24 protein-coding genes are annotated in these 25,530 nt (G+C 34.0%); 11 read left to right on the top strand and 13 right to left on the bottom strand.

The features are described from left to right. Positions 1–164 precede the first annotated feature (164 nt). The 5 genes from efp to E0W73_RS18090 form a co-directional block, all read right to left on the bottom strand. The gene (efp, locus tag E0W73_RS18110; protein ID WP_135223443.1) at positions 165–731 is read right to left on the bottom strand and encodes an elongation factor P; all 567 of its coding nucleotides are present in this window, start codon (positions 729–731) and stop codon (positions 165–167) included. A 142-nt stretch (positions 732–873) separates the two neighbouring features. Then, the gene (lpxA, locus tag E0W73_RS18105) at positions 874–1,659 is read right to left on the bottom strand and encodes an acyl-ACP--UDP-N-acetylglucosamine O-acyltransferase (protein WP_109193375.1); all 786 of its coding nucleotides are present in this window, start codon (positions 1,657–1,659) and stop codon (positions 874–876) included. A gap of 75 nt (positions 1,660–1,734) precedes the next feature. After that, on the bottom strand, positions 1,735–3,123 hold the full coding sequence (locus tag E0W73_RS18100) for a bifunctional UDP-3-O-[3-hydroxymyristoyl] N-acetylglucosamine deacetylase/3-hydroxyacyl-ACP dehydratase (protein ID WP_135223442.1): 1,389 nt from the start codon (positions 3,121–3,123) through the stop codon (positions 1,735–1,737). Next, positions 3,116–4,159, bottom strand: coding sequence for a UDP-3-O-(3-hydroxymyristoyl)glucosamine N-acyltransferase (lpxD, locus tag E0W73_RS18095; protein ID WP_135223441.1), 1,044 nt, complete (start codon positions 4,157–4,159; stop codon positions 3,116–3,118). Before lpxD ends, E0W73_RS18100 begins: the two co-directional genes overlap by 8 nt. Positions 4,160–4,198: 39 nt before the next feature. Next, positions 4,199–5,428: an HD domain-containing protein gene (locus E0W73_RS18090; protein ID WP_135223440.1), complete on the bottom strand. Its 1,230-nt coding sequence runs from the start codon at positions 5,426–5,428 to the stop codon at positions 4,199–4,201. Positions 5,429–5,653: 225 nt separating this feature from the next. Here E0W73_RS18090 and porX point away from each other — a divergent pair, with 225 nt between their 5' ends. The 5 genes from porX (at position 5,654) to E0W73_RS18065 (ending at position 9,925) form a co-directional block, all read left to right on the top strand. Further along, positions 5,654–7,207: a T9SS response regulator signal transducer PorX gene (gene porX, locus E0W73_RS18085; protein ID WP_135223439.1), complete on the top strand. Its 1,554-nt coding sequence runs from the start codon at positions 5,654–5,656 to the stop codon at positions 7,205–7,207. 104 nt (positions 7,208–7,311) lie between these two features. After that, positions 7,312–7,719 carry a tRNA (adenosine(37)-N6)-threonylcarbamoyltransferase complex ATPase subunit type 1 TsaE gene (gene tsaE / locus E0W73_RS18080; protein WP_135223438.1) on the top strand — a complete coding sequence of 136 codons (408 nt, stop codon included), beginning with the start codon at positions 7,312–7,314 and terminating at the stop codon, positions 7,717–7,719. A gap of 36 nt (positions 7,720–7,755) precedes the next feature. Then, complete coding sequence (locus E0W73_RS18075; protein WP_135223437.1) at positions 7,756–8,229, top strand: GNAT family N-acetyltransferase; 474 nt, start codon at positions 7,756–7,758, stop codon at positions 8,227–8,229. Positions 8,230–8,314: 85 nt separating this feature from the next. Continuing rightward, positions 8,315–9,514 (top strand): alanine dehydrogenase, encoded by a 1,200-nt coding sequence (locus E0W73_RS18070; protein ID WP_162847727.1) that lies wholly within the window; start codon positions 8,315–8,317, stop codon positions 9,512–9,514. A gap of 36 nt (positions 9,515–9,550) precedes the next feature. Continuing rightward, positions 9,551–9,925, top strand: a complete 375-nt coding sequence (locus E0W73_RS18065; protein WP_135223436.1) for a DUF4258 domain-containing protein — start codon at positions 9,551–9,553, stop codon at positions 9,923–9,925. Between the two features lie 135 nt (positions 9,926–10,060). Here the strand turns inward: E0W73_RS18065 and E0W73_RS18060 are convergent, their stop codons facing one another. Continuing rightward, on the bottom strand, positions 10,061–10,726 hold the full coding sequence (locus tag E0W73_RS18060; protein WP_135223435.1) for a uracil-DNA glycosylase: 666 nt from the start codon (positions 10,724–10,726) through the stop codon (positions 10,061–10,063). 117 nt (positions 10,727–10,843) lie between these two features. On the opposite strand from E0W73_RS18060, the gene E0W73_RS18055 reads away from it, so the two are divergent. Further along, a complete protein-coding gene (locus tag E0W73_RS18055) occupies positions 10,844–13,009 on the top strand; it encodes an endonuclease MutS2 (RefSeq protein WP_135223434.1) in 2,166 nt (721 codons plus the stop codon). 325 nt (positions 13,010–13,334) lie between these two features. Further along, positions 13,335–13,748, top strand: coding sequence for a thiol-disulfide oxidoreductase DCC family protein (locus tag E0W73_RS18050; protein WP_135223433.1), 414 nt, complete (start codon positions 13,335–13,337; stop codon positions 13,746–13,748). Between the two features lie 213 nt (positions 13,749–13,961). Here E0W73_RS18050 and ettA read toward each other — a convergent pair whose 3' ends face one another. The 3 genes from ettA to holA form a co-directional block, all read right to left on the bottom strand. Then, the gene (ettA, locus tag E0W73_RS18045; RefSeq protein WP_135223432.1) at positions 13,962–15,653 is read right to left on the bottom strand and encodes an energy-dependent translational throttle protein EttA; all 1,692 of its coding nucleotides are present in this window, start codon (positions 15,651–15,653) and stop codon (positions 13,962–13,964) included. Positions 15,654–15,701: 48 nt separating this feature from the next. After that, positions 15,702–15,884: a CAL67264 family membrane protein gene (locus tag E0W73_RS18040; RefSeq protein ID WP_091497659.1), complete on the bottom strand. Its 183-nt coding sequence runs from the start codon at positions 15,882–15,884 to the stop codon at positions 15,702–15,704. A gap of 63 nt (positions 15,885–15,947) precedes the next feature. Continuing rightward, a complete protein-coding gene (gene holA / locus E0W73_RS18035; RefSeq protein WP_135223431.1) occupies positions 15,948–16,952 on the bottom strand; it encodes a DNA polymerase III subunit delta in 1,005 nt (334 codons plus the stop codon). 91 nt (positions 16,953–17,043) lie between these two features. Here holA and E0W73_RS18030 point away from each other — a divergent pair, with 91 nt between their 5' ends. The 3 genes from E0W73_RS18030 to E0W73_RS18020 are packed head-to-tail and all read left to right on the top strand — an operon-like array spanning position 17,044 to position 19,408. Beyond that, positions 17,044–17,496, top strand: a complete 453-nt coding sequence (locus E0W73_RS18030) for a type I restriction enzyme HsdR N-terminal domain-containing protein (RefSeq protein WP_135223430.1) — start codon at positions 17,044–17,046, stop codon at positions 17,494–17,496. Positions 17,497–17,521: 25 nt separating this feature from the next. Next, positions 17,522–18,541, top strand: coding sequence for a glycosyltransferase family 2 protein (locus tag E0W73_RS18025; RefSeq protein ID WP_135223429.1), 1,020 nt, complete (start codon positions 17,522–17,524; stop codon positions 18,539–18,541). A gap of 33 nt (positions 18,542–18,574) precedes the next feature. Next, on the top strand, positions 18,575–19,408 hold the full coding sequence (locus E0W73_RS18020) for an OmpA/MotB family protein (protein ID WP_135223428.1): 834 nt from the start codon (positions 18,575–18,577) through the stop codon (positions 19,406–19,408). A gap of 186 nt (positions 19,409–19,594) precedes the next feature. On the opposite strand, the gene E0W73_RS18015 is transcribed toward E0W73_RS18020, so the two are convergent. The 3 genes from E0W73_RS18015 to E0W73_RS18005 form a co-directional block, all read right to left on the bottom strand. Then, positions 19,595–20,215: an L-threonylcarbamoyladenylate synthase gene (locus E0W73_RS18015; RefSeq protein ID WP_135223427.1), complete on the bottom strand. Its 621-nt coding sequence runs from the start codon at positions 20,213–20,215 to the stop codon at positions 19,595–19,597. 92 nt (positions 20,216–20,307) lie between these two features. Then, positions 20,308–22,644, bottom strand: a complete 2,337-nt coding sequence (locus E0W73_RS18010; protein ID WP_135223426.1) for an ATP-dependent helicase — start codon at positions 22,642–22,644, stop codon at positions 20,308–20,310. Between the two features lie 469 nt (positions 22,645–23,113). Further along, a complete protein-coding gene (locus tag E0W73_RS18005; protein ID WP_135223425.1) occupies positions 23,114–23,881 on the bottom strand; it encodes a sulfite exporter TauE/SafE family protein in 768 nt (255 codons plus the stop codon). Positions 23,882–24,000: 119 nt separating this feature from the next. Between E0W73_RS18005 and E0W73_RS18000 the strand changes: the two genes are divergently transcribed. Beyond that, entirely contained in the window at positions 24,001–24,525 is a 525-nt protein-coding gene (locus E0W73_RS18000; protein WP_135223424.1) for a DUF7935 family protein, read from the top strand. 64 nt (positions 24,526–24,589) lie between these two features. Here the strand turns inward: E0W73_RS18000 and E0W73_RS17995 are convergent, their stop codons facing one another. Further along, positions 24,590–25,498 (bottom strand): patatin-like phospholipase family protein, encoded by a 909-nt coding sequence (locus E0W73_RS17995; protein WP_135223423.1) that lies wholly within the window; start codon positions 25,496–25,498, stop codon positions 24,590–24,592. Positions 25,499–25,530 lie beyond the last annotated feature (32 nt).

Raw genomic sequence — 25,530 nt, 5'->3', positions numbered from 1 at the left:
AGAAAATCAATACACAAATTGTGTCAATCCGAAAATTATCTGATTGTCTCATTGTCAAATTATCTTAATTAAAAAAAACTGTCAATTAGAATGTGAATATACAAAATTATGTCAATTCACAAATTATCTAATTGACTCATTGTCAAATTATCTTACTCAAAAAATTACTCTTTTACACGCTCCATGTAAGAACCTGTAGCTGTATCGATTTTAATTTTATCACCTTCATTGATGAATAAAGGAACATTTACAGACGCACCAGTTTCAACTGTAGCATTTTTAGTAGCATTTGTAGCTGTATTTCCTTTTACACCTGGTTCTGCATACGTAACTTCAAGAATTACAGATGCCGGCATATCTACTGACAATGGTAAATCTGTTTCAGTATTGATTTGAACCATTACGTTTGTTCCTTCTTTCAACAAATCTGGAGCATCCAAAATATTTTTGTTTAATGAAATTTGTTCAAACGTCTCAGCATTCATGAAATGAAACTCATCTCCTTCTGGATATAAAAATTGGAATGTATGCGTTTCAACTCGGATAACATCGATCTTGTGACCCGCTGAAAAAGTATTATCCAATACTTTACCCGAAGTTAAACTTTTAAGTTTTGTTCTTACGAAAGCTGGACCTTTTCCAGGTTTTACGTGAAGAAATTCAATGATTTTATAGATATCGTGATTAAATTTAATACACAATCCGTTTCTAATATCTGCTGTAGATGCCATTTTGTTCTTTTTATTTTAGATTTTAGAATGTAGATTTTAGATTCTGATTTATAGAATCAATCTTCATTTTTTGTTTAATATTTATTTCAAATTCTTTTCAAAGTTCAGAAATCTAAAATCAGAAATCTAAACTCTAAAATAATTAATAGTTTCCTGAATAACCTTTCATGATTCCTCGTGATGAATTTCTGATAAAATCTAAAATTTCATCTCTCTCAGGAGTTGCTTCCATTTCGGCTTCAATAATACTTAAAGCTTGAGTTGTATTATAGTTCTTTTGATATAAAATTCGGTAAATTTCCTGAATTTCTCTTATCTTTTCAGTGCTGAAACCTCTTCTTCTTAAACCAACAGAATTAATCCCTACATAAGACAATGGCTCTTTTGCCGCTTTTGTATAAGGAGGAACATCTTTTCTAACCAAAGAACCACCAGATATCATTGCGTGGTCACCAATATGAATAAATTGATGTATGGCAGCCAAACCACCAATTACCGCGTGATTTCCGACCACAACATGCCCTGCAAGAGCAACTCCGTTTACGATGATGGCATTGTTTCCGATTTCACAGTCATGCGCAATATGCGCATAAGCCATTACTAAGCAATTATTCCCAATAACAGTTTGTCCAGAGGCAATTGTACCTCTGTTAATCGTTACACATTCTCTAATAGTGCAATTGTCACCAATTATGGCAAGAGAGTCTTCACCTCCAAATTTTAAATCCTGAGGTACAGCAGAAATTACGGCACCTGGAAAAATATTACAATTTTTACCTATACGGGCACCTTCCATAATGGTTACATTCGAACCAATCCAAGTACCATCACCAATAACAACATTATTGTGAATAGTTGTAAATGGTTCGATTACAACATTTTTAGCGATTTTAGCGCCAGGATGAACATATGCTAATGGTTGATTCATCGGTATGTTTTATATTTTTAATTAAAATAGTCTGATTTTGGGCAACAAACCTAAACAATAAATTTGAATAAATTATTATTGTTTTCTTGCAATTTGCGCCATTAATTCTGCCTCAGTAACTAATTTTCCGTTTGCGTAAGCATTTGCCTGCATATGACAGATTCCTCTTCTGATTGGAGAAATCAATTCACATTTGAAAATTAAAGTGTCTCCTGGCAATACTTTGTGCTTGAATTTAACATTATCAATTTTCATGAAATAAGTTAAATAATTTTCAGGATCTGGAACAGTACTTAAAACCAAAATCCCTCCTGTTTGAGCCATCGCTTCTACAATTAGCACACCTGGCATAACTGGCGCTTCAGGAAAATGCCCTACGAAGAAATTTTCATTCATCGTTACATTCTTCAAACCAACTACATGACGGTCAGACATTTCTATAATTCTGTCAATCAACAAAAATGGAGGTCTGTGCGGCAACATTGACATGATTTTGTGAATATCCATCAATGGTTCCTGATTCAAATCGTACACAGGAACATGGTTTCTTTGCTCTATTTTGATGATTTTTGCTAATTTTTTAGCAAATTGCGTGTTTACGAAATGACCCGGTTTATTAGCAATAATTTTTCCTTGAATACGAACTCCAATAAGAGACAAATCTCCGATAACATCAAGAAGTTTATGTCTTGCTGCTTCGTTTGGATAATGCAAAGTCAAGTTATCTAAGACCCCATTTGGTTTTACAGAAATTTCATCTTTACCAAAAGCTTTTTTAAGATTTTCCATTGTAGACTCCGATATTTCCTTATCGACATATACGATGGCATTGTTTAAATCTCCTCCTTTAATAAGACCGTTTTCTAATAAAGATTCTAATTCGTGCAGAAAGCTAAATGTTCTCGAACTTGCAATTTCTGATTTAAAATCTGAGATACTTTTAAGTGTAGCATTTTGAGTACCCAATACTTTTGTACCAAAATCTACCATTGTAGTTACCTGATATTCATCGCTTGGCATTACAAGAATTTCGCTTCCTGTAGCTTCATCAGTAAACGAAATAACTTCTTTTACTACATAAACATTACGATTAGCATCTTGTTCCTCTATTCCAGCTTTTTCAATAGCTTCTACAAAATATTTTGATGAACCATCCATAATAGGAAGTTCAGAGGCATTCAATTCAATAATGATGTTATCCAAATCGCAGCCAACAACTGCAGCTAAAACGTGTTCTGGCGTCTGAATTTTTACACCAAGTTTCTCAAGATTTGTTCCTCTTTGAGTATTAACAACATAATTAGCATCAGCCTCAATGACTGGCTGGCCTTGCAAATCTACTCTTACAAAAGTGAAACCATTATTAATAGGAGCAGGTTTAAAAGTCATTGTAACTTCTTTTCCAGTGTGTAAACCAACTCCTGTTAGCGAAATTTCATTTTTGATGGTCTTCTGTTTAACCATTATTTCCATTTTTTGGGTTTATTATATGTTTTTTTAATTCTTCAACTTCGGCAACAATCTTCGGAAAGTTTTTAAAATGTACGTACGATTTGTTGAAATCGCTGTATCCAAGTGATGGCGAGCCTTGCAAAACTTCATCATCTTTTATGTTTCGTGCCACTCCCGACTGCGCCTGAAGTCTCACATTATTTCCAATAGTTAAATGGCCAGCTATACCAACCTGACCTCCAATCATGCAGTTCTCGCCGATTTTTGTAGAGCCAGCCACACCGGTCTGTGCTGCAATAACGGTATTTTTACCGATTTCTACATTGTGAGCAATCATAATCTGATTGTCTAATTTTACTCCTTTTCTAATTATGGTAGAACCAAGAGTTGCTCTATCTATAGTAGTATTGGCTCCAATATCTACATTATCTTCTATAATAACATTTCCAATCTGAGGCACCTTATTATATTCTCCATCTTCATTTGGTGCAAAACCAAAACCGTCTGCGCCTATAATAACTCCTGAGTGAATCGTACAATTATTACCGATTACTGTCTCTGAATAAATTTTGGCTCCTGCAAAAACAAAAACATTGTCTCCAATAGTTACATTATCACCAATAAAACTGTTTGGATAAATCTTGACATTATTACCTAAAACAACATTCTGTCCGATATAACTGAAACTTCCTAAATATAAGTTTTCTCCATATTTAGTTCCTTCAGACATAAATGACTGTGGCTCTATACCGGTTTTATTCAGTTTTACTTGATTGTAAAAGTGCAATAGTTTAGAAAAAGCCGCATAGGCATCTTCAACCTTGATAAGTGTAGTGGTGATTTCTTGTTCTGGAATAAAGCTTTCGTTAACAATTGTAACGGTTGCTTTTGTACTATATATATAGTTAATATATTTTGGATTGGCCAAAAAAGTAAGTGACCCTTCATCACCTTCTTCTATCTTAGAAAGTTTAGAAACTTCAGCATTGGGATTACCAACAACTTCTCCTTCTAAAATTCCTGCTATTTGTTCTGCTGTAAATTTCATCGCGACAAAAATATAAAAAATAGGTTTTAAATGTTAATTTTAGATAAGTTGTTTTGGAAAACAGATATAATATTTTGTTACCAATTTAGATAACGATTTCAAATTCAGCTGATCAGAAGCTTCAACAACATCTTCAATTGTTCTATCTTTTTTTAATATTCTTATAGGTTCTGCTTCTTTACTATAGGCCTGATTCTTAATTTTCCCACGAAATATGAAATATCCTGCCTCTAACTGACTAATGTGATGCATTTCTGCAAACTCTTCTTTTAAAGCCTGAGATTCTTCCATCGGGATTTTTTCGGCACTCATTTTTATCTTAAGCAAATCTCTGTTGATAATCATTTTGCATAGTGTTTTAAGAACAAAATCATCTTGTCGCTGCCAAGCCTTCAAAGCACTTATAATGTCAAAATCGTCAAGTTGAGAAAAACGCTCCAGTTTTGAAGCATCAAAGTCGTCTAGCGTCACTTTGTTATTCATAAAATAAGAAAGCGGTTCACTACACGGAAGCGCAATTCCCTTTAGAGTAAGCTCTTTTGCTCTTTTTAAAACTTTCATCAAAATCAATTCAGCAACTAGACTGGTTTTATGCAGATAAGCTTGCCAATACATCAACCTTCTTGAAAGCAGAAATTTTTCTACCGAGTAAATTCCTTTTTCTTCTATCACCAAAACATCATCTACTACATTCATCATCTGGATCAATCGTTCAGAATTGACATTTCCTTCTGCCACTCCAGTATAAAAACTGTCTCTTTTTAAATAATCCATTCGGTCCATGTCTAGCTGACTAGAAATCAGCTGCAACATGAATTTCCTGTGATATTCACCTTTAAAAACCTGTATAGCAAGACTTAACTTTCCATCAAATTCTTCGTTTAACTGATTCATAAACAAAAGCGAAATCGCTTCATGGTGAACATCTTCTACAATACTTCTTTCCATTGCATGAGAAAAAGGACCATGGCCTATGTCATGCAATAGAATCGCTATCAATAATGCACATTCTTCATCACTCGAAATGGCAACACCTTTAAAACGAAGCGTATCTACTGCCTTCTGCATCAAATGCATGCAACCTAGAGCGTGATGAAAACGTGTATGATTTGCTCCTGGATATACCAAATACGAAAGTCCCATTTGGGAAATACGACGCAAACGCTGAAAATAAGGATGCTGGATTAAATCATAAATAAGCTCGTTCGGAATCGTAATAAAGCCGTATATGGGGTCATTGAATATTTTTAACTTGTTAATTTGAGTCACTACTAGGTTATTTTTTTTGGTCAACAAATATAAGTAAATAACTATAAAGAGTTTGGTGTTTTTTTGTTTAAAAATGAGATAACGAATAATTTTGGTTATCAGTGTGCTGTTTCTCAAAAAAGTAAAATTCAAATAAAAATCAGTATAAATCTTAGATAATTTTATACTATTTTTAATACTTTTTAAGTTCTATAGCTTTAAATTGCAGTAAAATTAAATTGATTTATGGATAAAATAAAAATACTTTGGGTCGATGATGAAATCGATCTTTTGAAACCACATATATTATTTCTTGAAAAGAAAAACTACAGCGTAACAACCTGCAATAATGGTCTTGATGCGGTGGCATTATTTGAAGAAGAGAATTTTGACATTGTTTTTCTAGATGAAAACATGCCAGGAATGAGCGGTTTGGAAACCCTTTCTGAAATGAAAGAGAAAAAATCTGCCATTCCGATGATTATGATTACCAAAAGCGAGGAAGAATACATTATGGAAGAAGCAATTGGTTCTAAAATCGCCGATTATCTAATTAAACCTGTAAATCCAAATCAGATTTTGCTGAGTCTGAAAAAAAACCTTGACGATTCTAGACTGATTACAGAAAAAACCACATTGGATTATCAGAAAGAATTTAGAAAAATTGCAATGGAACTCGCAATGGTCAATTCGTACGAAGATTGGATTGAATTGTATAAAAAATTGCTTTTCTGGGAATTAAAGCTTGAAGATATCAATGACCAAGCAATGATTGAAATACTTGAATCTCAGAAGGTAGAAGCAAATTCGCAATTTGGTAAATATATTGAAAGAAATTATGAAGACTGGTTTGCTCCAAAAGCTGAAAAACCAATCATGTCAAATACTTTGTTTAAGGAATTGGTTGTTCCTGAAATTAAAAAGAAAGACAAACCAGTGCTTTTTGTAGTAATCGACAATCTTCGTTACGACCAGTGGAAGTCATTCGAAACTGTAATTTCAAATTATTACAAACTCGAAAAGGAAGTTCCGTACTTCTCTATTCTGCCTACCGCTACGCAATACGCGAGAAACTCTATTTTTTCTGGGCTTATGCCGTTGGAAATGGAAAAACAATTTCCGCAGTATTGGAAAAACGATGTCGAGGAAGGTGGAAAAAATCTTTACGAAGCCGAATTCCTTTCTGCTCAGCTGAAACGTCTTGGCTTAAATATTAAGGAAGATTATTTTAAAATCACAAACTATGCAGGCGGAAAAAAATTGGCAGAAAACTTCAAAGCCTTAAAAGGAAATGATTTGGTAACTGTTGTCTACAATTTTGTGGATATGCTTTCGCATGCTAAAACCGAAATGGAAGTTGTTAAGGAATTAGCTTCAGACGACAAAGCTTATCGCTCCTTAACCTTAAGTTGGTTTAAAAATTCTCCTTTGCTCGAAATTATTCAGCAAGCGCAGTTGCTAGGTTTCAAGCTTATATTAACGACAGATCACGGAACCATAAATGTCAAAAATCCGTCGAAAGTTGTGGGTGACAAAAACACCAGCTTAAACTTACGCTACAAAACCGGACGCAGCTTGACATACGAGCAAAAAGATGTTTATGTTGTAAAAGACCCTAAAACACTAGGATTGCCTGCAATCAATATGAGTAGTTCGTTTATTTTTGCCAAAAATGATTTTTTTCTGGCTTATGTAAACAATTACAATCACTATGTAAGTTATTATAAAAATACTTATCAGCATGGCGGAATTTCGTTAGAAGAAATGATTATTCCGTTCTTAGTCTTCAATCCGAAATAGAATATTGCCGCCAATTTCACAAATTTTCACAGATTTATTTTTAAGCCAAAAAGTAAATTTTATTCGTGAAAATTTGTGAAATTCGTAGCAAAAATACACACACAATGAATATCATTTTTTCATTAGACGAAATTCAGCAAACTGCCGAGCAGATTATCACTTCAAACCCAAACAAAATAATCCTTTTTAATGGAGAAATGGGAGTTGGAAAAACGACACTAATCAAGCAATTGTGCAAAACTTTAGGAGTTAAAGATGCCACCAGCAGTCCTACTTTTTCGCTAGTAAACGAATACCAAATTCCCGAAGGCAAAAAGGTTTATCATTTTGATTTCTACAGAATAAAGAATGAAACAGAAGCGTTGGATATGGGCGTTGATGATTATCTGTATTCTGGAAATTGGTGTTTTATTGAATGGTCGGAAAAAATCGCCACCCTGCTTCCAGAAGAATACTCAACCATAAATATTGCATTATTGGAAGATGGAAAAAGAGAGTTAAAACTAAATTAAAATATTAGACTCAAAAGAGACAAAAAAAAATCCTAAATGAATTCTCAAAAAAATATAAACATAATTCCCTTTTCTCCAGATTTAAAAGAACACATCAAAACCTTAAATATTGCCTGGCTTACAAAGTATTTCAAAGTTGAAGAAAAAGATGAATTGACACTTTCAAATCCGCAGGAAGAAATAATTGACAAAGGGGGATTGATTTTTTATGCAGCATATAACAATGAAATTCTCGGGACAGCATCTTTAATGAAAGTCAATGACTCTACGTTCGAATTAAGCAAAATGGCCGTTTCAGATAAGGCACAAGGATTGGGAATTGGCAATAAACTTTTGGAGCATTGTATTAATGTTGCAAAAGAAAACAACATCAAAAATCTTTTTTTATATTCTAATACGATTCTGCTTCCTGCAATTCATTTATATAGAAAGTTTGGTTTTGTCGAAATTCCTTTAGAAAAAGGAGTTTATGCACGAGCAGACATTAAAATGGAGAAAAAAATATCTTAACATTCAATTAAGTATTAGCAGAATTTTTGCACTAATTTTAAAACTTTTTACGTAATTTGTACCCTTAATTTTTTTTGCATATCACATGTCAATAACCTTAACTCCATTTACAAAACAACAATTACTGCCGCAGGAAGAAAAGCTTGAGGTTGGACGTTTTAAGAGAGAACTTTTTATAGGAATTCCTAAGGAAACAAGCTATCAGGAACGTCGTATTTGTTTAACTCCAGATGCAGTTAATTCATTAACATATGAAGGTCATCGGGTAATGATTGAGTCTGGAGCTGGTGAGAGTTCGAGTTACACAGACAAAGAATACAGCGATGCAGGTGCCGAAATTACAAAAGACACTAGAAAAGTTTTCGGCTGTCCGTTTCTTTTAAAGGTTGAACCTCCGACTTTGGCAGAAATCGAAATGATAAATCCTGAAACCGTTATTATCTCAGCTATTCAGCTTAAAACCAAAAAGAAAGAATACTTCGAAGCATTAGCGCAGAAAAAAATTACTGCACTTGCTTTTGAATATATTAAAGACGAAGATGGCTCCTATCCGGCTGTCAAATCCTTAAGCGAAATTGCAGGAACTGCTTCAGTACTGATTGCTGCAGAGTTAATGATTACCAATGAATTCGGAAAAGGACTTTTGTTTGGAAATATTACTGGAGTTCCTCCGACAGAAGTTGTAATTTTAGGAGCTGGAACCGTGGGAGAATTTGCCGCAAAAACCGCAATTGGACTTGGAGCAAACGTTAAGGTTTTTGACAATTCGATTACCAAATTAAGGCGTCTTCAGAATAATCTTAGTCAAAGAATTTTTACTTCAACCATACAACAAAAAGGTCTGTTAAAAGCATTAAGACGTTGTGATGTTGCCATTGGAGCGATGCGAGGAAAAGAAAGATGTCCGATTGTCGTGAGCGAAACTATGGTTGAACATATGAAAAAAGGCGCCGTAATTGTTGATGTCAGTATCGATATGGGAGGTTGTTTTGAAACTTCAGAAGTTACTACTCACGAAAAACCAACTTTTATTAAAAATAATGTTCTACATTATTGTGTTCCAAATATTCCTTCGCGATATTCCAAAACTGCTTCGTTATCAATAAGTAACATATTAACTCCGTATTTGCATCAAATTGCTGAAGATGGCGGAATAGAAAGTGCCATCAGATGTAACAAAGGACTCAAAAACGGAATTTATCTTTATCACGGAATCTTAACAAACAAAGCCATTGGCGACTGGTTTGATTTGCCTGATAACGATATTAATTTACTTGTTTTCTAAAGGAACTTTAATGTACCTTTGCAAAAAAAATATTTCATGAAGTTCGTACACCGTTTTGCGTATTATTTGATTGGTCTCGTAATGGGCTGTTTTATCGTATCAGGCTTTTTTCTAGGCAAAGACACCCGCTGCAATTATTTTCCAAATGCCAGAGTTTTAAACAATCTTAGAACAAAACCATTTGAGTATTCTCCTAAAGCAACGCAGGTTTTGAACGAAAAATGGATTACTACAGAAGACATCAAGAATACATTAACTTATGGAGATGTCGATTTTGATCAGAGCAATGTTCCTTCTAAAGGAGGAAAATTATATATTATTGAAGGAAAGACCATTCATAATAAGGAGATAATCTTGAAAGTGACCAACTACGAAAAGAAAGCAGTCTTAGAAGAAATTATAAAAAAATAATATAAACTAAATCTTTTGTCTCTCGCAGATTTTGCAGATTCAGAAGATTTTTTTTTATTCTGGTAAAGACACAAAGGCACAAAGCATTTTCCTTTGTCCCTTTGTCACTCTAAAACTTTGTCACTTAAAAAAAAGCTACCACTCAATTTCTTTCAATCCTTTCGATTTTAAGAATTCATTGGTTTGACTAAAGTGTTTGTTTCCAAACCAAAAACCTCTATTAGCACTCAAAGGCGAAGGATGTCCAGATTTTAAAATATGATGTTTTGAAGCGTCAATCAAAGAAGATTTCTTTTGAGCGAAGCCACCCCACAGTAAAAAAACAACATTTTCAGATTCTGATGAAATTTTTTTGATAACGGCATCAGTAAATTTTTCCCAACCTTTTCCTTGATGACTTCCTGCTTCAGATTGTCTTACGGTTAAAGTAGCATTTAAAAGGAAAACACCCTGATCGGCCCAACGCTCTAAATTCCCAGTTTTTGGCATTGGTTTCCCCAGATCAATTTCAATTTCTCTAAAAATATTATATAAAGAAGGCGGAAACGGAATTCCGTCATTAACAGAAAAACACAGTCCGTTGGCCTGATTTGGACCGTGGTAAGGATCTTGCCCAATAATAACCACTTTTACCTGATCAAAATGACAGTGATCAAAAGCCGAAAAAATCTGATTTCCTTTTGGATAACAAACTTTTGTTGTGTATTCTGATTTTACAAATTCAATTAAATCTTTGAAATATGGTTTTTCAAATTCTTCATGCAAAACAGGTTTCCAAGAAGAATGCATTTTTACGTCCATAACTTTTTTTTGCGAATTTCAGAAATTAATACTAAAAATCATATTTATAGAGACATAAATTTAGATTTCAATCATAATGTTTTTGTACTTTTGCCTTTACTTTCATAAAGAAATTAAATGATCAGTATTACCGAAAAAACATTACAAGACTTACAATTTCCAACCGTACTAGAAACCATTTCAGATGGATGCAACACTGATATTGGAAAAGAAAAAGCTTTAGAAATAAAACCATATAGAGATAAAGAACAATTGATGCAAGCTTTGATGCAGACATCAGAGTATGTATCTTCTTTTCAAAATAACAACGCCATTCCGAATCACGGATTTGACGCTATCACGCACGAAATAAAGTTTCTTGCCATCGAAGACAGTTTTCTAGAAGTTGGAAGTTTTAGAAAAATTGCCAATCTTTCTGCAACAACAAATGTTTTATTGAATTTCTTAAAAAAATTCGACGATTATTATCCGAACTTAAATGCAAGAGCTTCAAAAGTAGAATTAACAAAAGATATTATTGCTGCAATTGACGCGATTGTCGATAAATACGGAGAAATAAAAGATAACGCCTCTCCTGCTTTAGCTGGAATTCGACAGAATATGAATTTGGTTCGCGGTAAAGTAAACCAAAGTTTTGGTGTAGCTTTAACACAGTACAACAGCTTGGGGTATTTAGATGATATCAAAGAAAGTTTTGTGCAAAATCGGAGAGTGTTAGCCGTTCTGGCCATGTATAGACGCAAGGTAAAAGGCTCAATTTTAGGAAGTTCAAAAACAGGAAGCATTGCTTATATCGAGCCCGAGGCTACTTTAAAATATTCTAGAGAATTGGCCAATTTAGAATACGAAGAGAAAGAAGAAATTACTAGAATCTTAAAAAATTTATCTAATGTAATACGTCCTTATCTTCCTTTATTAATTGAATATCAAGATTTTTTAAGCGATATTGATGTCGTTGCCGGAAAAGCAAAATATGCAAACCGCATCAACGGAATTCTACCTACAATTACAGAAGAAAGAAGATTATTCTTTAGAGAAGCGTATCATCCAATTTTGTATTTGAACAATAAACAAAAAAAGGAAGTTACTCATCCGCAAACCATTGAACTAAAACAAGAAAACAGGATTATTGTAATTTCTGGTCCGAACGCTGGAGGAAAGACGATTTCCTTAAAAACAGTAGGATTATTACAATTGATGTTACAATCCGGAATTTTGATTCCGGTTCACGAAAGAAGCGAAACTTTTTTGTTTGACAGGATTTTAACCGATATCGGAGACAATCAGTCAATTGAAAATCATTTGAGCACTTACAGTTATCGATTAAAAAACATGAATTATTTCTTAAAGAAATGCAACAGAAAAACCATGTTTTTGATTGACGAATTTGGTACAGGGTCTGATCCTGAATTGGGTGGAGCTTTGGCGGAAATCTTCTTAGAAGAATTTTATCATCGGGAAGCTTTCGGAATTATCACGACGCATTATGCTAATTTAAAAATTCTTGCAAACGAATTGCCGTATGCAACGAATGCGAACATGATGTTTGACGAAAAAACCCTTGAACCAATGTATAAACTAGCTCTTGGTCAGGCAGGAAGTTCTTTTACTTTTGAAGTTGCGCAAAAAAACGGAATTCCGTTTGGATTAATTAATCGTGCAAAAAAGAAAATCGAAGTTGGAAAAGTACGTTTTGATAAAACTATCGCAAATCTTCAAAAAGAAAGATCGAAGCTCGAAAAAACTTCTTTGAATCTAAAGGAAGAAGAAACACGTGCTCGTGAAGAAAGCAAAAAGATGGAAACCATCAATACTAAAATCCAGCAAAAATTGGAAAGCTATCAGGAATTATACGACAGCAACCAAAAGATTATATATATAGGACAAAAAATTGATGATATTGCTGAAAAATATTTCAACAACAAAAATAAAAAAGAATTGATTGGTGAATTTTTGAAAATTGTCGAAATCGAAAATTCAAAACGCAAAAAAGCAACTCCAAAAGAAGTCAAAGCAAAAGTTGAAAAACAAAAAGAAATTATTGCTGAAGTTCAAGTAAAGGTTGAAGAAATTAGAAAAGAGAAAAAAGAGAAAAAACTTAAACCAGTTGTAGAAAAACCAAAACCTATCTTAAAAGTTGGTGATAGAGTAAGAATGCTTGATGGAAGGTCTGTTGGAAGTATTGATCTAATCGAAAAAAACAAAGCAACTGTAAATTATGGCATCTTTACTTCAAAAGTCAATTTAGATGAATTGGAATTGGTTGAAGCTGTTAAAAAGTAAATGCAACCTCGGAAAACTTATTTTTTGATGTAAAAAAAACTCATAAAATAGCAAAAATCCAAATAAAGCGATTTAAGAAACTATAATAGATTAAACAACAAAAGATATCAAATATTTTTTAAAATCAATTTAAAGAAGCGTGTTGAAGTCAATTTTAATTACTAAAAACTATTATTGATGCATTTGCAATAATTTTTATCGATATTTCTCTTTTTTTACATCCGAAATAAACAGAATCTAAACTGAACTTGACGACATGATTTGCTCCACCTTCCTAGTCCGAATTACAAACTATAAGCCAGTAAAACCTGAAACTAAAACTTAAATGGAAAATATTCCTGAAAATAAAAAAGTCATCCTTTTTGACGGAGTTTGCAATCTCTGCAATTCCGCCGTGCAATTTATCATCAAACATGATAAAAAGGATGTTTTTAGATTTGTAGCATTGCAATCTGAATTAGGAATAAAAATTTGCAAACACCTCGGAATAAGCTTTTCTAAAATGGACAGCATTATTTTATACAACCCAGGAACTGCTTACTTTTACAAATCGTCAGCAGTTATTGAAATAGCTAAAAATTTTGGTGGCTTTTGGAAATTACTTTTAATCTTTAGAATTTTACCTATTTTTATCAGCGACAGAATTTATGATTATGTCGCAAAGAACAGATACAATTGGTATGGCAAAAAAGAAAGTTGCATGATTCCAACTCCGGAATTGAAATCAAAGTTTCTTTAAAATTTTAAATTCCAATTTAGCGCAATCTTGTCATTTCGACGAAGGAGAAATCACATTAGAAATTCCGCAAAGTATTAGCAATCTTTGTAGAGTCACCAGTGTGATTTCTCCTTCGTCGAAATGACAAACTAAGCGAAAAGCCAATAAAATAAAAATCCCAAACTCCGATAAATTTGGAATTTGGGATTTTTAAGATTTGAAAATTAACTAAACTTATCTGATCAATTTTCTGTATTTCAAACGTTTTGGCGTTAAGTCACCATCAAGACGTTTCTTTTTATTTTCTTCATAATCAGAGAAACTTCCTTCAAAGAAATAAACTTCAGAATCTCCCTCAAAGGCTAAGATGTGTGTACAAATTCTATCTAAGAACCATCTGTCGTGAGAAATAATTACAGCGCAGCCAGCGAAATTTTCTAAACCTTCCTCTAGAGCTCGAAGTGTATTTACGTCAAGGTCGTTTGTAGGCTCATCCAGCAAAAGCACGTTTCCTTCTTCTTTCAAAGTCATCGCTAAGTGCAGACGGTTACGTTCTCCGCCAGAAAGCATCGATACTTTTTTGTTTTGCTCGCCACCACCGAAATTGAAACGAGACAAATAAGCTCTTGAATTTACTTGCTTACCTCCCATCATGATCAATTCCTGACCATCTGAAAAGTTCTCCCAAATAGATTTATTCGGATCAATGTTGGCGTGAGACTGATCTACATAAGCGATTTTTACAGTTTCTCCCACTGTAAATTCACCGCTATCGGTAGTTTGTTCGCCCATGATCATCTTGAAAATAGTCGATTTACCAGCACCATTTGGTCCGATAATTCCAACAATACCCGCTTGTGGTAAAGTAAAATTCAAATTATCATACAGTAATTTATCACCAAATGCTTTGGCTACATTCTTAGCCTCAATAACATTTGTTCCTAAACGAGGACCATTGGGAATGTAAATCTCTAATTTTTCGTCTAGTTGTTTTTGATCTTCATTCAATAATTTGTCGTAATTCTGCAAACGTGCTTTTTGTTTAGTCTGACGACCTTTCGCACCTTGACGAACCCATTCCAACTCACGCTCTAAAGTTTTTCTACGTTTAGAAGCAACCTTTTCTTCTTGAGCCAAACGATTCGACTTTTGATCCAACCAAGAAGAATAATTCCCTTTCCACGGAATACCTTCTCCTCTATCCAACTCCAAAATCCATCCAGCAACATTATCCAAGAAATAACGGTCGTGCGTTACAGCAATTACAGTTCCAGAATATTGTGCCAAGTGTTGTTCTAACCAAAGAACTGACTCAGCATCAAGGTGGTTGGTAGGCTCATCAAGAAGCAATACGTCTGGTTGTTGCAATAACAAACGACATAAAGCTACACGACGACGCTCTCCACCAGAAAGGTTTTTAATCGGTGTGTCTCCTTCTGGAGTACGCAATGCATCCATTGCGATTTCTAGTTTTGTATCGATTTCCCAAGCGCCTAGAGCATCAATTTTATCTTGCAATGCTGCTTGGCGGTCCATCAATTTATCCATTTTATCTTGGTCTTCATAATATTCTGGAAGACCAAACAAATCATTTATTTGATTGTATTCGTCTAAAACTGCCATAGTTTCAGCAGCTCCTTCACGAACAATTTCTATCACTGTTTTAGAATCATCAAGAATTGGTTCCTGCTCTAAATATCCTACTGTATATCCTGGCTGGAAAACAACATCTCCTTGATAATTTTTATCTACACCTGCAATAATTTTTAAAAGAGAAGATTTTCCAGAACCGTTAAGTCCCAAAATACCAATCTTAGCTCCGTAAAAGAAACTAAGGTAAATATTCTTAAGAACTGGTTTGTCTGCTCCTTGATAGGTTTTACTCAATTTTTGCATTGAGAAAATTACTTTCTTATCGTCTGACATTTTTTATTTTTTGATTAAATTATTTTTATTTTTCTAAACTGAATCGAATTAAACTCTTCCTTTTAAAGCATTGAATACCCATGCATTAGCTAAAAAACCTACTCCAACAGCACCAAATCCCCAACCGGAAACATCGCTATATCTAAAAGCACCAAGACCTATAAGCAAAAAACCCATAAGTACCATTATAAAAGTTGCCCATCCTAAAACAGTATTTTTATTCATTCCCATAATTGCGTATAATTTTAGTAGTTCAATTTTTTCGAAATGCAAATATCGTGAATTTTGGGCGATTTAATTAAATATTTTATAGAGCATTTCTTTTAACAAATCTCCTTGAGACAAAGCGTTGGCTCCCACTCCTTTACTTTTGACATCAATATCACGAAGCGCTGCTACAATCTGGCTGACTTTTCGCATTGGATAGTTTTTTACAGCCAAATCATATTCTTTGAGGAAGAACGGATTTACACCTAACGCCGCCGCAACATTTTTCGGATTTTTATCTTTCAATCCATGGTATTTTAATAACTGAACAAAAAAGCCAAAAACCAAACCTGTAGTCATCACTAGCGGATATTCTTTAGGATTATGCGCAAAATTCTCCGCTATCTTATAGGCTTTCAACTGATTGCGCTCTCCAATGGCTTTTCGGAGTTCGAATACATTATAATCTTTGCTAAATCCGATATTTTCTTCAATATGCTGTGGTGTGATGGTCGTTCCTTGCGGGAGAATAATCTGTAGTTTTTCTAATTCGTTATTGATTTTGCTAAGATCAGTTCCTAAGAATTCTACCAACATTGCATTTGCTTTCGGATCTATGCTGTATTTTTTTCCCGCCAAAATACGTTTGATCCAATCTCCCACCTGATTTTCGTATAATTTTTTACTTTCAAAAACGACTCCCTTCTGCGCTAGTAGTTTGGTAACCTTCTTGCGTTTGTCCAATGTTTTATATTTATAGCAGAAAACCAAAACAGTAGTCTCCATCGGATTATCAACATACGATTCTATTTTATCAATAGTTCGAGACAAGTCTTGGGCTTCTTTCACAATAACAACCTGACGATCAGCCATCATCGGATAGCGTTTTGCCGTAGAAACGATATCGTCTACAGAAACATCTCTTCCGTACAAAACCGTCTGATTGAATCCTTTTTCTTCTTCAGCCAAAACGTTCTGTTCAATATATTCCGAAAGCTTATCTATATAATAAGGTTCATCCCCCATTAAAAAATAGATTGGCTTAATATTACCGGCTTTTATATCGTTAACAATTTTTATTACTTCGTCCATTTATTTTGTTTCAAGTCTAAAGTTTCAAGTTATCGTTTCAAAACTTGAAACTTTAAACTTGAAACCTGAAACTATTTTTTATTTTTGCTCTATGCTTAAACTAAATTTTCCAGCTTACACTTTCCGATTCAAAAATAGCGAAAATAAAGTGTCTATATTTGATGAAATAAGGAAAAAATTTATAATTCTCACTCCCGAAGAATGGGTTCGCCAACATGTGGTTCATTATTTAATAAATGAAAAAAAATACCCGAAATCTTTAATAAACGTAGAGAAAGTTTTAACTATCAACGGATTACGAAAACGCTACGATGTAGTAGTTTTTAATCCAGACGGTTCTATACATATATTGGTAGAGTGTAAAGCGCCCGAAGTTAAAATCTCTCAGGCAACTTTTGACCAGATTGCACGTTACAACATGACAATGCAGGCACGGTTTTTGAATGTCACAAACGGACTAAACCATTTTTATTGTCAAATGGATTTTGAAAACGAGAAATACGAGTTTTTAAGAAACCTGCCAGACTATAAAGAAAACCATTAATAAAAAATAAATAACTACAATACTCTTGGATAAAATAGCAGTTGTCATTTTAAATTGGAATGGGGTAAAACTTCTAGAACAGTTTTTACCGTCTGTTATCCAATTTTCTGAAGGAGCAGCAATCTATGTTGCAGACAATGATTCTACGGACAACTCTGTTGAATTTGTTACTAAAAATTTCCCTTCCGTAAAAATCGTTAAAAATACCGGAAATCATGGCTTTGCAAAAGGTTACAACGACGCTTTGCAACATATAGATGCAGAAATTTTTGCATTAGTAAATTCAGATATTGAAGTTACAGAAAACTGGTTAAAACCTATTATCGAAACTTTTGATAATCAGCAGCAAACTGCAATTATACAGCCAAAAATTCTCGACTTCAAGAATAAAGAATATTTTGAATATGCTGGAGCCGCAGGAGGTTTTATTGACAAATATGGATTTCCGTTCTGCAGAGGAAGAATTTTCGAAACCGTAGAAAAAGACAACGGACAATATGATGATGAATGTGAATTGTTCTGGGCTTCAGGAGCTTGTTTTTTTATACGAAAAAAGGTTTACCATCAACTTGGAGGTTTTGACGAAAGCTTTTTTGCTCATCAAGAAGAGATCGATTTATGCTGGCGTGCAGCAAACGAAGGACATATCATAAAATACAATCCAGCTTCAAAAGTTTATCATGTTGGCGGAGCAACATTACAACAGGGAAATCCCAAAAAAACATATTTGAATTTTAGAAATTCTTTATTGATGTTGGTCAAAAACCTGCCGAAAAAAGGATTATTCTTTGTGATTTTCTTTAGGATGGTCTTAGACGGAATTGCTGGTATTCGTTTTCTTACACAAGGCAAATTCGGACATACTTTTGCCATTTTGAAAGCACATTTTTCATTTTATTACCTATCTTTAAAGTATTTAAAAAAACGAAAAAATTTTCAGATACAGCAATACTATACCGTAAAAAGTATCGTTTTCCTTTATTATATTAAGAAAATAACCTTATTTAAAGATATCTTTAACAGTATTCAAAATATTAAAAACTAAATTTGTAAATCAAGTCTAATTAAAATTAAATTTATGAGAAAAATAGTAATAGCACTATCGGTATTAATGGCTTTAACTTCGTGTGTTTCTAAAAAGGAGTACGCAGCATTGGAAGCTAAAAACAAAGAGATTCAAGATTTATTAAACTCTTGCACCGTTAAACTAAATACTTGTTTAGAGGAAAAAGCAGGATTAGCTGCTACTGCTGAAAGTTACAAGCAACATAATCAAGACCTTATCAATACTTCTAAAGATTTGACTGTTTTAACAACTAAAGGAGCAGAAAATCTTGAGAAATCTTTAGAGAGCTTAAAAGAGAAAGATTTGAAAATTTCAAGACTTCAGGATGCTTTAACCAAAAAAGACAGTGTTACTTTAGCATTAGTTACAAGCTTGAAAGGTGCGGTTGGAATTAACGATCCAGACATCGAAATCAATGTAGAAAAAGGAGTTGTATTTATCTCCATTGCTGACAAATTATTATTTAAAAGCGGAAGTTATGAAGTAAGCGACAAAGCAAAATCTGTTTTAGCTAAAGTTGCAAAAGTTGTTAACGACAAACCTGATTTTGAGTGTATGGTTGAAGGTCATACTGATGATGTTCCATACAGAAGCAATGGTGTCTTATTAGACAACTGGGATTTAAGTGTTAAACGTTCTACTTCAATTGTTCGTGTATTATCAAATGAGTTAGGAGTTAACCCTGCTAAATTAATTGCAGCTGGTAGAAGTTCTTACGTGCCTTTAGTTGCAAATGACTCTGCAGAAAACAAAGCTCGTAACAGAAGAACTCGTATCGTGGTTATGCCAAAAATCGATCAGTTCTATGAGATGATTGAAAAAGAAATGAAAAAACAAGCTAAATAATTCTTGTTATACATCATAAAAAATAAAAAAGCAGGTCGATTGACCTGCTTTTTTTATATTCTTGATTTACTACTATGATAAGTATAAATCAAGAATAATTTTTATTTTATAATTAACTAACTAAATTTTAACTGACAATAAAGTTAGGCAATTATTTGAGAAATATTACACGACAGAAGTATTTTTTTACAAAATGTCAATATCTCCCTTTCCTTCTCTTACAATAACGGGTTCATGTTCAGACAAATCAATGATAGTCGATCCTACATTATCTCCATATCCACCATCGATTACGAGATCAACCAAGTATTGCCATTTTTCGAAAATCAATTCTGGATCTGTTGTGTATTCAATAACATCATCTTCATCACGAATAGAAGTTGAAACAACTGGATTTCCTAGCTGACGTACGATTTCGAGAATAATGTTATTATCAGGAACACGAATACCTACTGTAGTTTTCTTTTTAAATTCTTTAGGAAGATTATTGTTTCCTGGTAAAATAAATGTATAGGGTCCAGGCAATGCCCTTTTCAAAATTTTGAATGTCGATGTATTAATCTGACGAACATAATCTGACAGATTGCTTAAATCATGACAAATAAATGAAAAATTGGCTTTTTCTAGTTTTACGCCCTTAATTTTAGCTATTTTTTCTAAAGCTCGAGAATTGGTAATATCACAGCCCAAACCGTAAACGGTATCGGTGGGATAAATTACCAATCCGCCATTCTGAAGCACTTTTACAACTTTTGCAATCGCAGCTTCACTAGGTTTGTCTGGATATATTTTTATAAATTCAGCCATTTGTTTTTTTGTTTCAAGTTAAGCTTGTTTGGGTAAAAACACATTACATTTTTAGGACAACTTGTTTCATATTTATATCATTGCTATAAATTTTAGCCCACAACATCAAGTTTAGCAAAACGCAGTAAAAGTTTTTTTATTCCACCTACTTCAAACTTAATTTCAGCTTTTCTATCAGCACCCACGCCTTCAAGGTTTATCACTTCTCCTTTTCCGAAACGTTCGTGCATCACAATATTTCCAACTGTTAATTTGCTATCAAATAAATTTGAATTCCCACTGCTGGGTGCATTGCCAGAAACTGGTTTTAGCTTTCGAATATTTAAATCCGGTTTCGGACTGTTATCGGTAATATGTTTTGGAGGTGTTCCTCCTATCGGCTTATTTAACCTTAGTTTAGATTTATCTACATCACCAAAAATATCACCATCAATTGGCGATTTGTAACGATAACTCGTTTCAGCTGGAGTCAAATATTCCAAATACTGGCCTTCAATTTCTTCTATAAATCGAGATGGCTCACTATCAGTCAGCTTTCCCCAACGATAGCGGGACTGAGCATAAGTCAGATACGCCTGATGTTCTGCACGAGTCAACGCCACATAAAACAAACGACGTTCTTCTTCCAATTCGCTTCTTGTACTCATACTCATCGCACTCGGAAACAAATCTTCCTCCATACCCACTACAAAAACATGCGGAAACTCAAGTCCTTTCGCTAAGTGAATTGTCATCAAAGCCACACGATCCTCATCGTTAGTATCTTTATCCAGATCGGTTGCCAAAGCTACATCTTCCATAAATTCAGAAAGCGCACCTCTTGCCCCATCAACTTCTCGCTGTCCTTCAGTAAAATCTTTAATACCGTTTAAAAGTTCTTCTATATTCTGAATTTTTGCCATTCCCTCTGGAGTAGCATCTTTTTTCAATTCCTGAACGAGACCTGTTTTTTTCGCAACGTGATCGGTAATATAAAAAGCATCCTGATTCTGATCAATTACCTGAAAACTTTGAATCATCGTAACAAAATCTTTCAACTTGTTTTTTGTTCCCGAAGTCAATTTCAAGTCAATTTTATCAATATTGACCATGACCTCCCAAATCGAACGTTTGTAATGATTGGCCGCAATGGTGAGTTTTTCTACTGTAGTATCCCCAATTCCACGTACTGGATAGTTAATGACACGAATAAGCGCCTCTTCGTCTTTTGGATTCAGAACCAAACGCAGATAACACAAAACATCCTTGATTTCTTTGCGCTGGTAGAAAGACAGACCTCCATAAATTCGATACGGAATATCACGTTTTCTCAAGGCATCCTCCATTGCACGAGATTGTGCATTTGTACGATACAAAATTGCAAAAGACCCATTATGAAGCTGATGCTGCATTTTTTGCTCAAAAATTGTGCTCGCCACAAAGCGCCCTTCTTCAGCATCTGTCAAACTTCTATGAACTTTGATTTTTGGCCCAAATTCGTTTGCTGTCCAAACTACTTTATCCAGTTTGGTCTTGTTGTGTTCCATCACAGTATTCGCCGCTTCTACGATATTTCGCGTCGAACGATAATTCTGCTCCAGACGGAACATCTTCACGCCTTCATAATCTTTTTGGAAATTCAGAATATTGTTGATATTCGCCCCTCTGAACGCATAAATACTTTGCGCATCATCTCCAACCACGCAAATATTCTGAAACTTATCCGATAAAGCTCTAACAATCAGATACTGAGAATGGTTTGTATCTTGATACTCATCTACTAAAATATATCTAAATCGATTCTGATATTTGGCTAACACTTCTGGAAAACGAGTCAACAACTCATTGGTTTTCAACAACAAATCATCAAAATCCATTGCGCCCGCCTTAAAACAGCGCTCTACATATTGCTGATAGATTTCTCCTAACCTAGGCTTTTTAGACATAGCATCTGCCTCGATTAATTCTGGATTGTTGAAATAGGCTTTCACAGTAATCAAGCTATTTTTATAGCTCGAAATACGTCCCAACACTTGTTTTGGCTTATAAATGTCGCGATCCAGCTGCATTTCTTTGATGATTGAAGAAATCAATCGTGCCGAATCCTGTGAATCGTAGATTGTAAAATTGGAAGGATATCCTAAAAGCTCTGACTCTGCACGAAGAATACGAGCAAAAATCGAGTGAAAAGTTCCCATCCAAAGATTTTTGGCTTCGGAGGCTCCCACGATATCGGCAATTCTGTGCTTCATTTCACGCGCCGCCTTATTGGTAAAAGTAAGCGACAAAATATTAAATGCATCAATTCCCTGATGCATCAGATAAGCAATTCTAATCGTTAAAACTCTGGTTTTTCCAGAACCTGCACCAGCAATAATAATCATTGGCCCGTCTTTTTGCAAAACAGGCTGTCTTTGTGCTTCGTTGAGCTGGTCAATATATTTTTGCATGTAATTTTTCTCCTTTTATGCAAAATTAAGAATTTAAAAAGAAAGTTCCTAAGTTGCTAAGATTCTAAGTTTTTTTTTGAAGCCGAACAAAAGGCATCTTTTTTCGGCATGGTTTCCCGCTTTCGGCTTTATCTCTCGCTTCACTTCGAGGATACCGCCTCAATCGGGGCTAAAATCAAACAAATGGCTTTCTTTTAAATATTAAAAAAAAACAAAATTAAATATCGTACATCTTTTTCAATTTTTCTATAAAATCTGAAAAAGAAATAATTCTAACGGTCAATATATTGTGTTTGCTTTCTTCTAATCCTTGCAATTAAAGTTTTCCCATTAAAACTAATCACTATCTTCTAAATTCTTTTAAAATTTCATCCAAGCTAAATACTTTTATTATTCTTTTAAAAATTTTAAAAAAGTATTAGAAAGCAAAAAAAACTTAGCATCTCAGCATCTCAGAACCTTAGCAACTTTATTTAAAAAACACATCATATGCAAATCGAACAAGCGTTCCTACCACAACTATCAAAAAGAAAATTCGAATAAAGCCATTTCCTTTATTAATCGCGAGTTTAGCGCCAAGCCATCCGCCAAGTCCGTTGCTCACGGCCATCGGAACAGCAATTGACCAGATGATTTTCCCTTTTATCATAAACAAACAAATTGAACCAAAATTGGTAGCGAGATTGACCATTTTAGCATTCGCTGAAGCATGAAGAAAATCAAAACCTAAAAGCGCAATAAAAGCCACAACAAAAAAACTTCCGGTTCCTGGACCTATAAATCCGTCATAAAAACCTACAATCATACTGATAACAACAGCATAAAGTATTTGCCTCGTCTCGGAATGGTCTTTGGCCACATGCTGCCCAAAGTTTTTCTTGGCGTAGGTATAAACAAACAGCAGCGACAAAACGACCAACAGAAGAGGTTTCATAAAATCATTGCTTACCAGAGTCAAAACGGTTGAACCTAAAAAAGCTGCCGGAACAGCCAAACACATCATTATAATGAGCAACTTCCATCGAATGACCACTTTTTTAAGATATTGAAAAGCAGCAAAAGCAGTACCGCTAAAAGCCGGAATCTTTAAAGTTCCGACTACAGTAGAAACCGGAAGATTAGGAAGTAAAATTAATCCCATTGGCGTTTGTATTAGTCCGCCACCGCCGACGATAGCATCAATAAATCCGGCTGCAAAAGCTGCTAGACAAAGAAAAAATATAATTGATGAATCCATAAATGTGATATCGAAGTTTAGAAAACAAGCCGTAAAAATAACTCTTCCGTTTTGTTTATTGATAAAAATTTAAAATGTATTTCTCCACAAAAAGTATATTTTTGCTGAAAAATTATAAAATGGATTTTAATAAAATAATCGAACTTGCGAGTTATACATTGCCAGCTCTGGTAACAGGAATTGTTGCTTACCGTTTTTTTGAATTACACATCAAAAACAATGATAGAAAACGTGCTTTTCTATTAAACAAACAAGCTCATAAAGAGTCATTGCCGATTCGCCTACAGGCTTACGAGCGCATGACCTTGTTTTTGGAACGCATCAATTTGACTAAATTACTTATTAGAGTTGCGCCAATATCTAATGCCAAACACGATTATGAAAACTATATTATAGATCAGATTGAGCAGGAATTTGAGCATAATCTAACACAGCAGATTTATATTTCAGAAGAATGCTGGACGATTATTACTACCGCTAAAAATGCAACCATTCAAATGATTCGCAAAGCCGCCATGAGCGACAAAGTAGAGAATGCTGATAAATTGCGCGAAGTTATCTTGAACGAATTATTAGAAAAACAATCTCCAAGCAATGCTGCTTTGAGCTTTATTAAAAGTGAAGTGGCTGATCTTTGGTACTAAGAAATATTTTAGATTTTAGATTTCAGAGTTCTGATTCAAACCTTTAATCTAAAATCTAAACCTTTTAAATCAATATCTTATTATCGCTCATCACTTCCGATTTATTCTGAGCGTATTCATAACCCTGTTCCCACCATTCTTTCATAACATCTTTATTGAAAATCAAGGCATTATCCGTCAATTTTATAGGCGTATAATATAAATTAAGTTTTACATTCTTGTTGTTTGCCATAAGTTTTCCGATAGCAATATCGTGTTTTTCTACCTGATCCAATGCAATTCGAAACAAATCAATCATCAGTGAAAAGGGATTTTTACCAATAACTGTTTTTGTGGTATTTATTTCTGTTTCGAGAATGATTACATCAATTTCAGTAGCGCCACGATTGATTGCCTCCCGAATTGGAACCAAGCTTGAGAATCCTCCATCTCCATATTCGCAATTATTTTTTTCGACCAAACTCATAAAAGGAACATAATTACTCGAAATCCAAGACCATTCGCAGAACTCCTCATAAGTACAATCTTTTACAGATTTATATTCTGCTTCGTTCTTAGTAAAATTCGTTACAGTAATAATCACATCGTTATCCATTTTTTTAAGCTTGTTAAAATCTGAAATCGAAAAATTATTCTGAATGTATTTTCTAAGTCCTTTGCTTTCGCCAAAGGTTCTCTTGCCCTTAAAAAACTGTCTGAGAACATTAAAGTGATTTATGGTAACAATATCAATTCCGTCTTTTACTTTGACAACAAACGGACAGATATTAAAAATACTAGCCATCGTAACATTGGTGTAAACAGAATGAATTTTCTTGATGTGCCCGAGAGCCAAATGCGGAATCAAAAGACTTCCTGTTGACGTTCCTAAAAACAAGTCGTATTCATGTTTTTTTTCTTCTATTAAATACTGGGCAACACCACCGGCAAATGCGCCTTTACTGCCGCCTCCGGAAATAACTAATGCTCTCATTTCTTTATTATAGGTTATGCGTTTTTTTGGGG

Origin of the sequence: Flavobacterium foetidum, from assembly GCF_004634245.1 — a bacterium.
Taxonomy (GTDB): domain Bacteria; phylum Bacteroidota; class Bacteroidia; order Flavobacteriales; family Flavobacteriaceae; genus Flavobacterium; species Flavobacterium foetidum.
The sequence above is the reverse complement of the archived record's forward strand: the minus strand, read 5'-3'. Positions and strand labels throughout refer to the sequence as shown.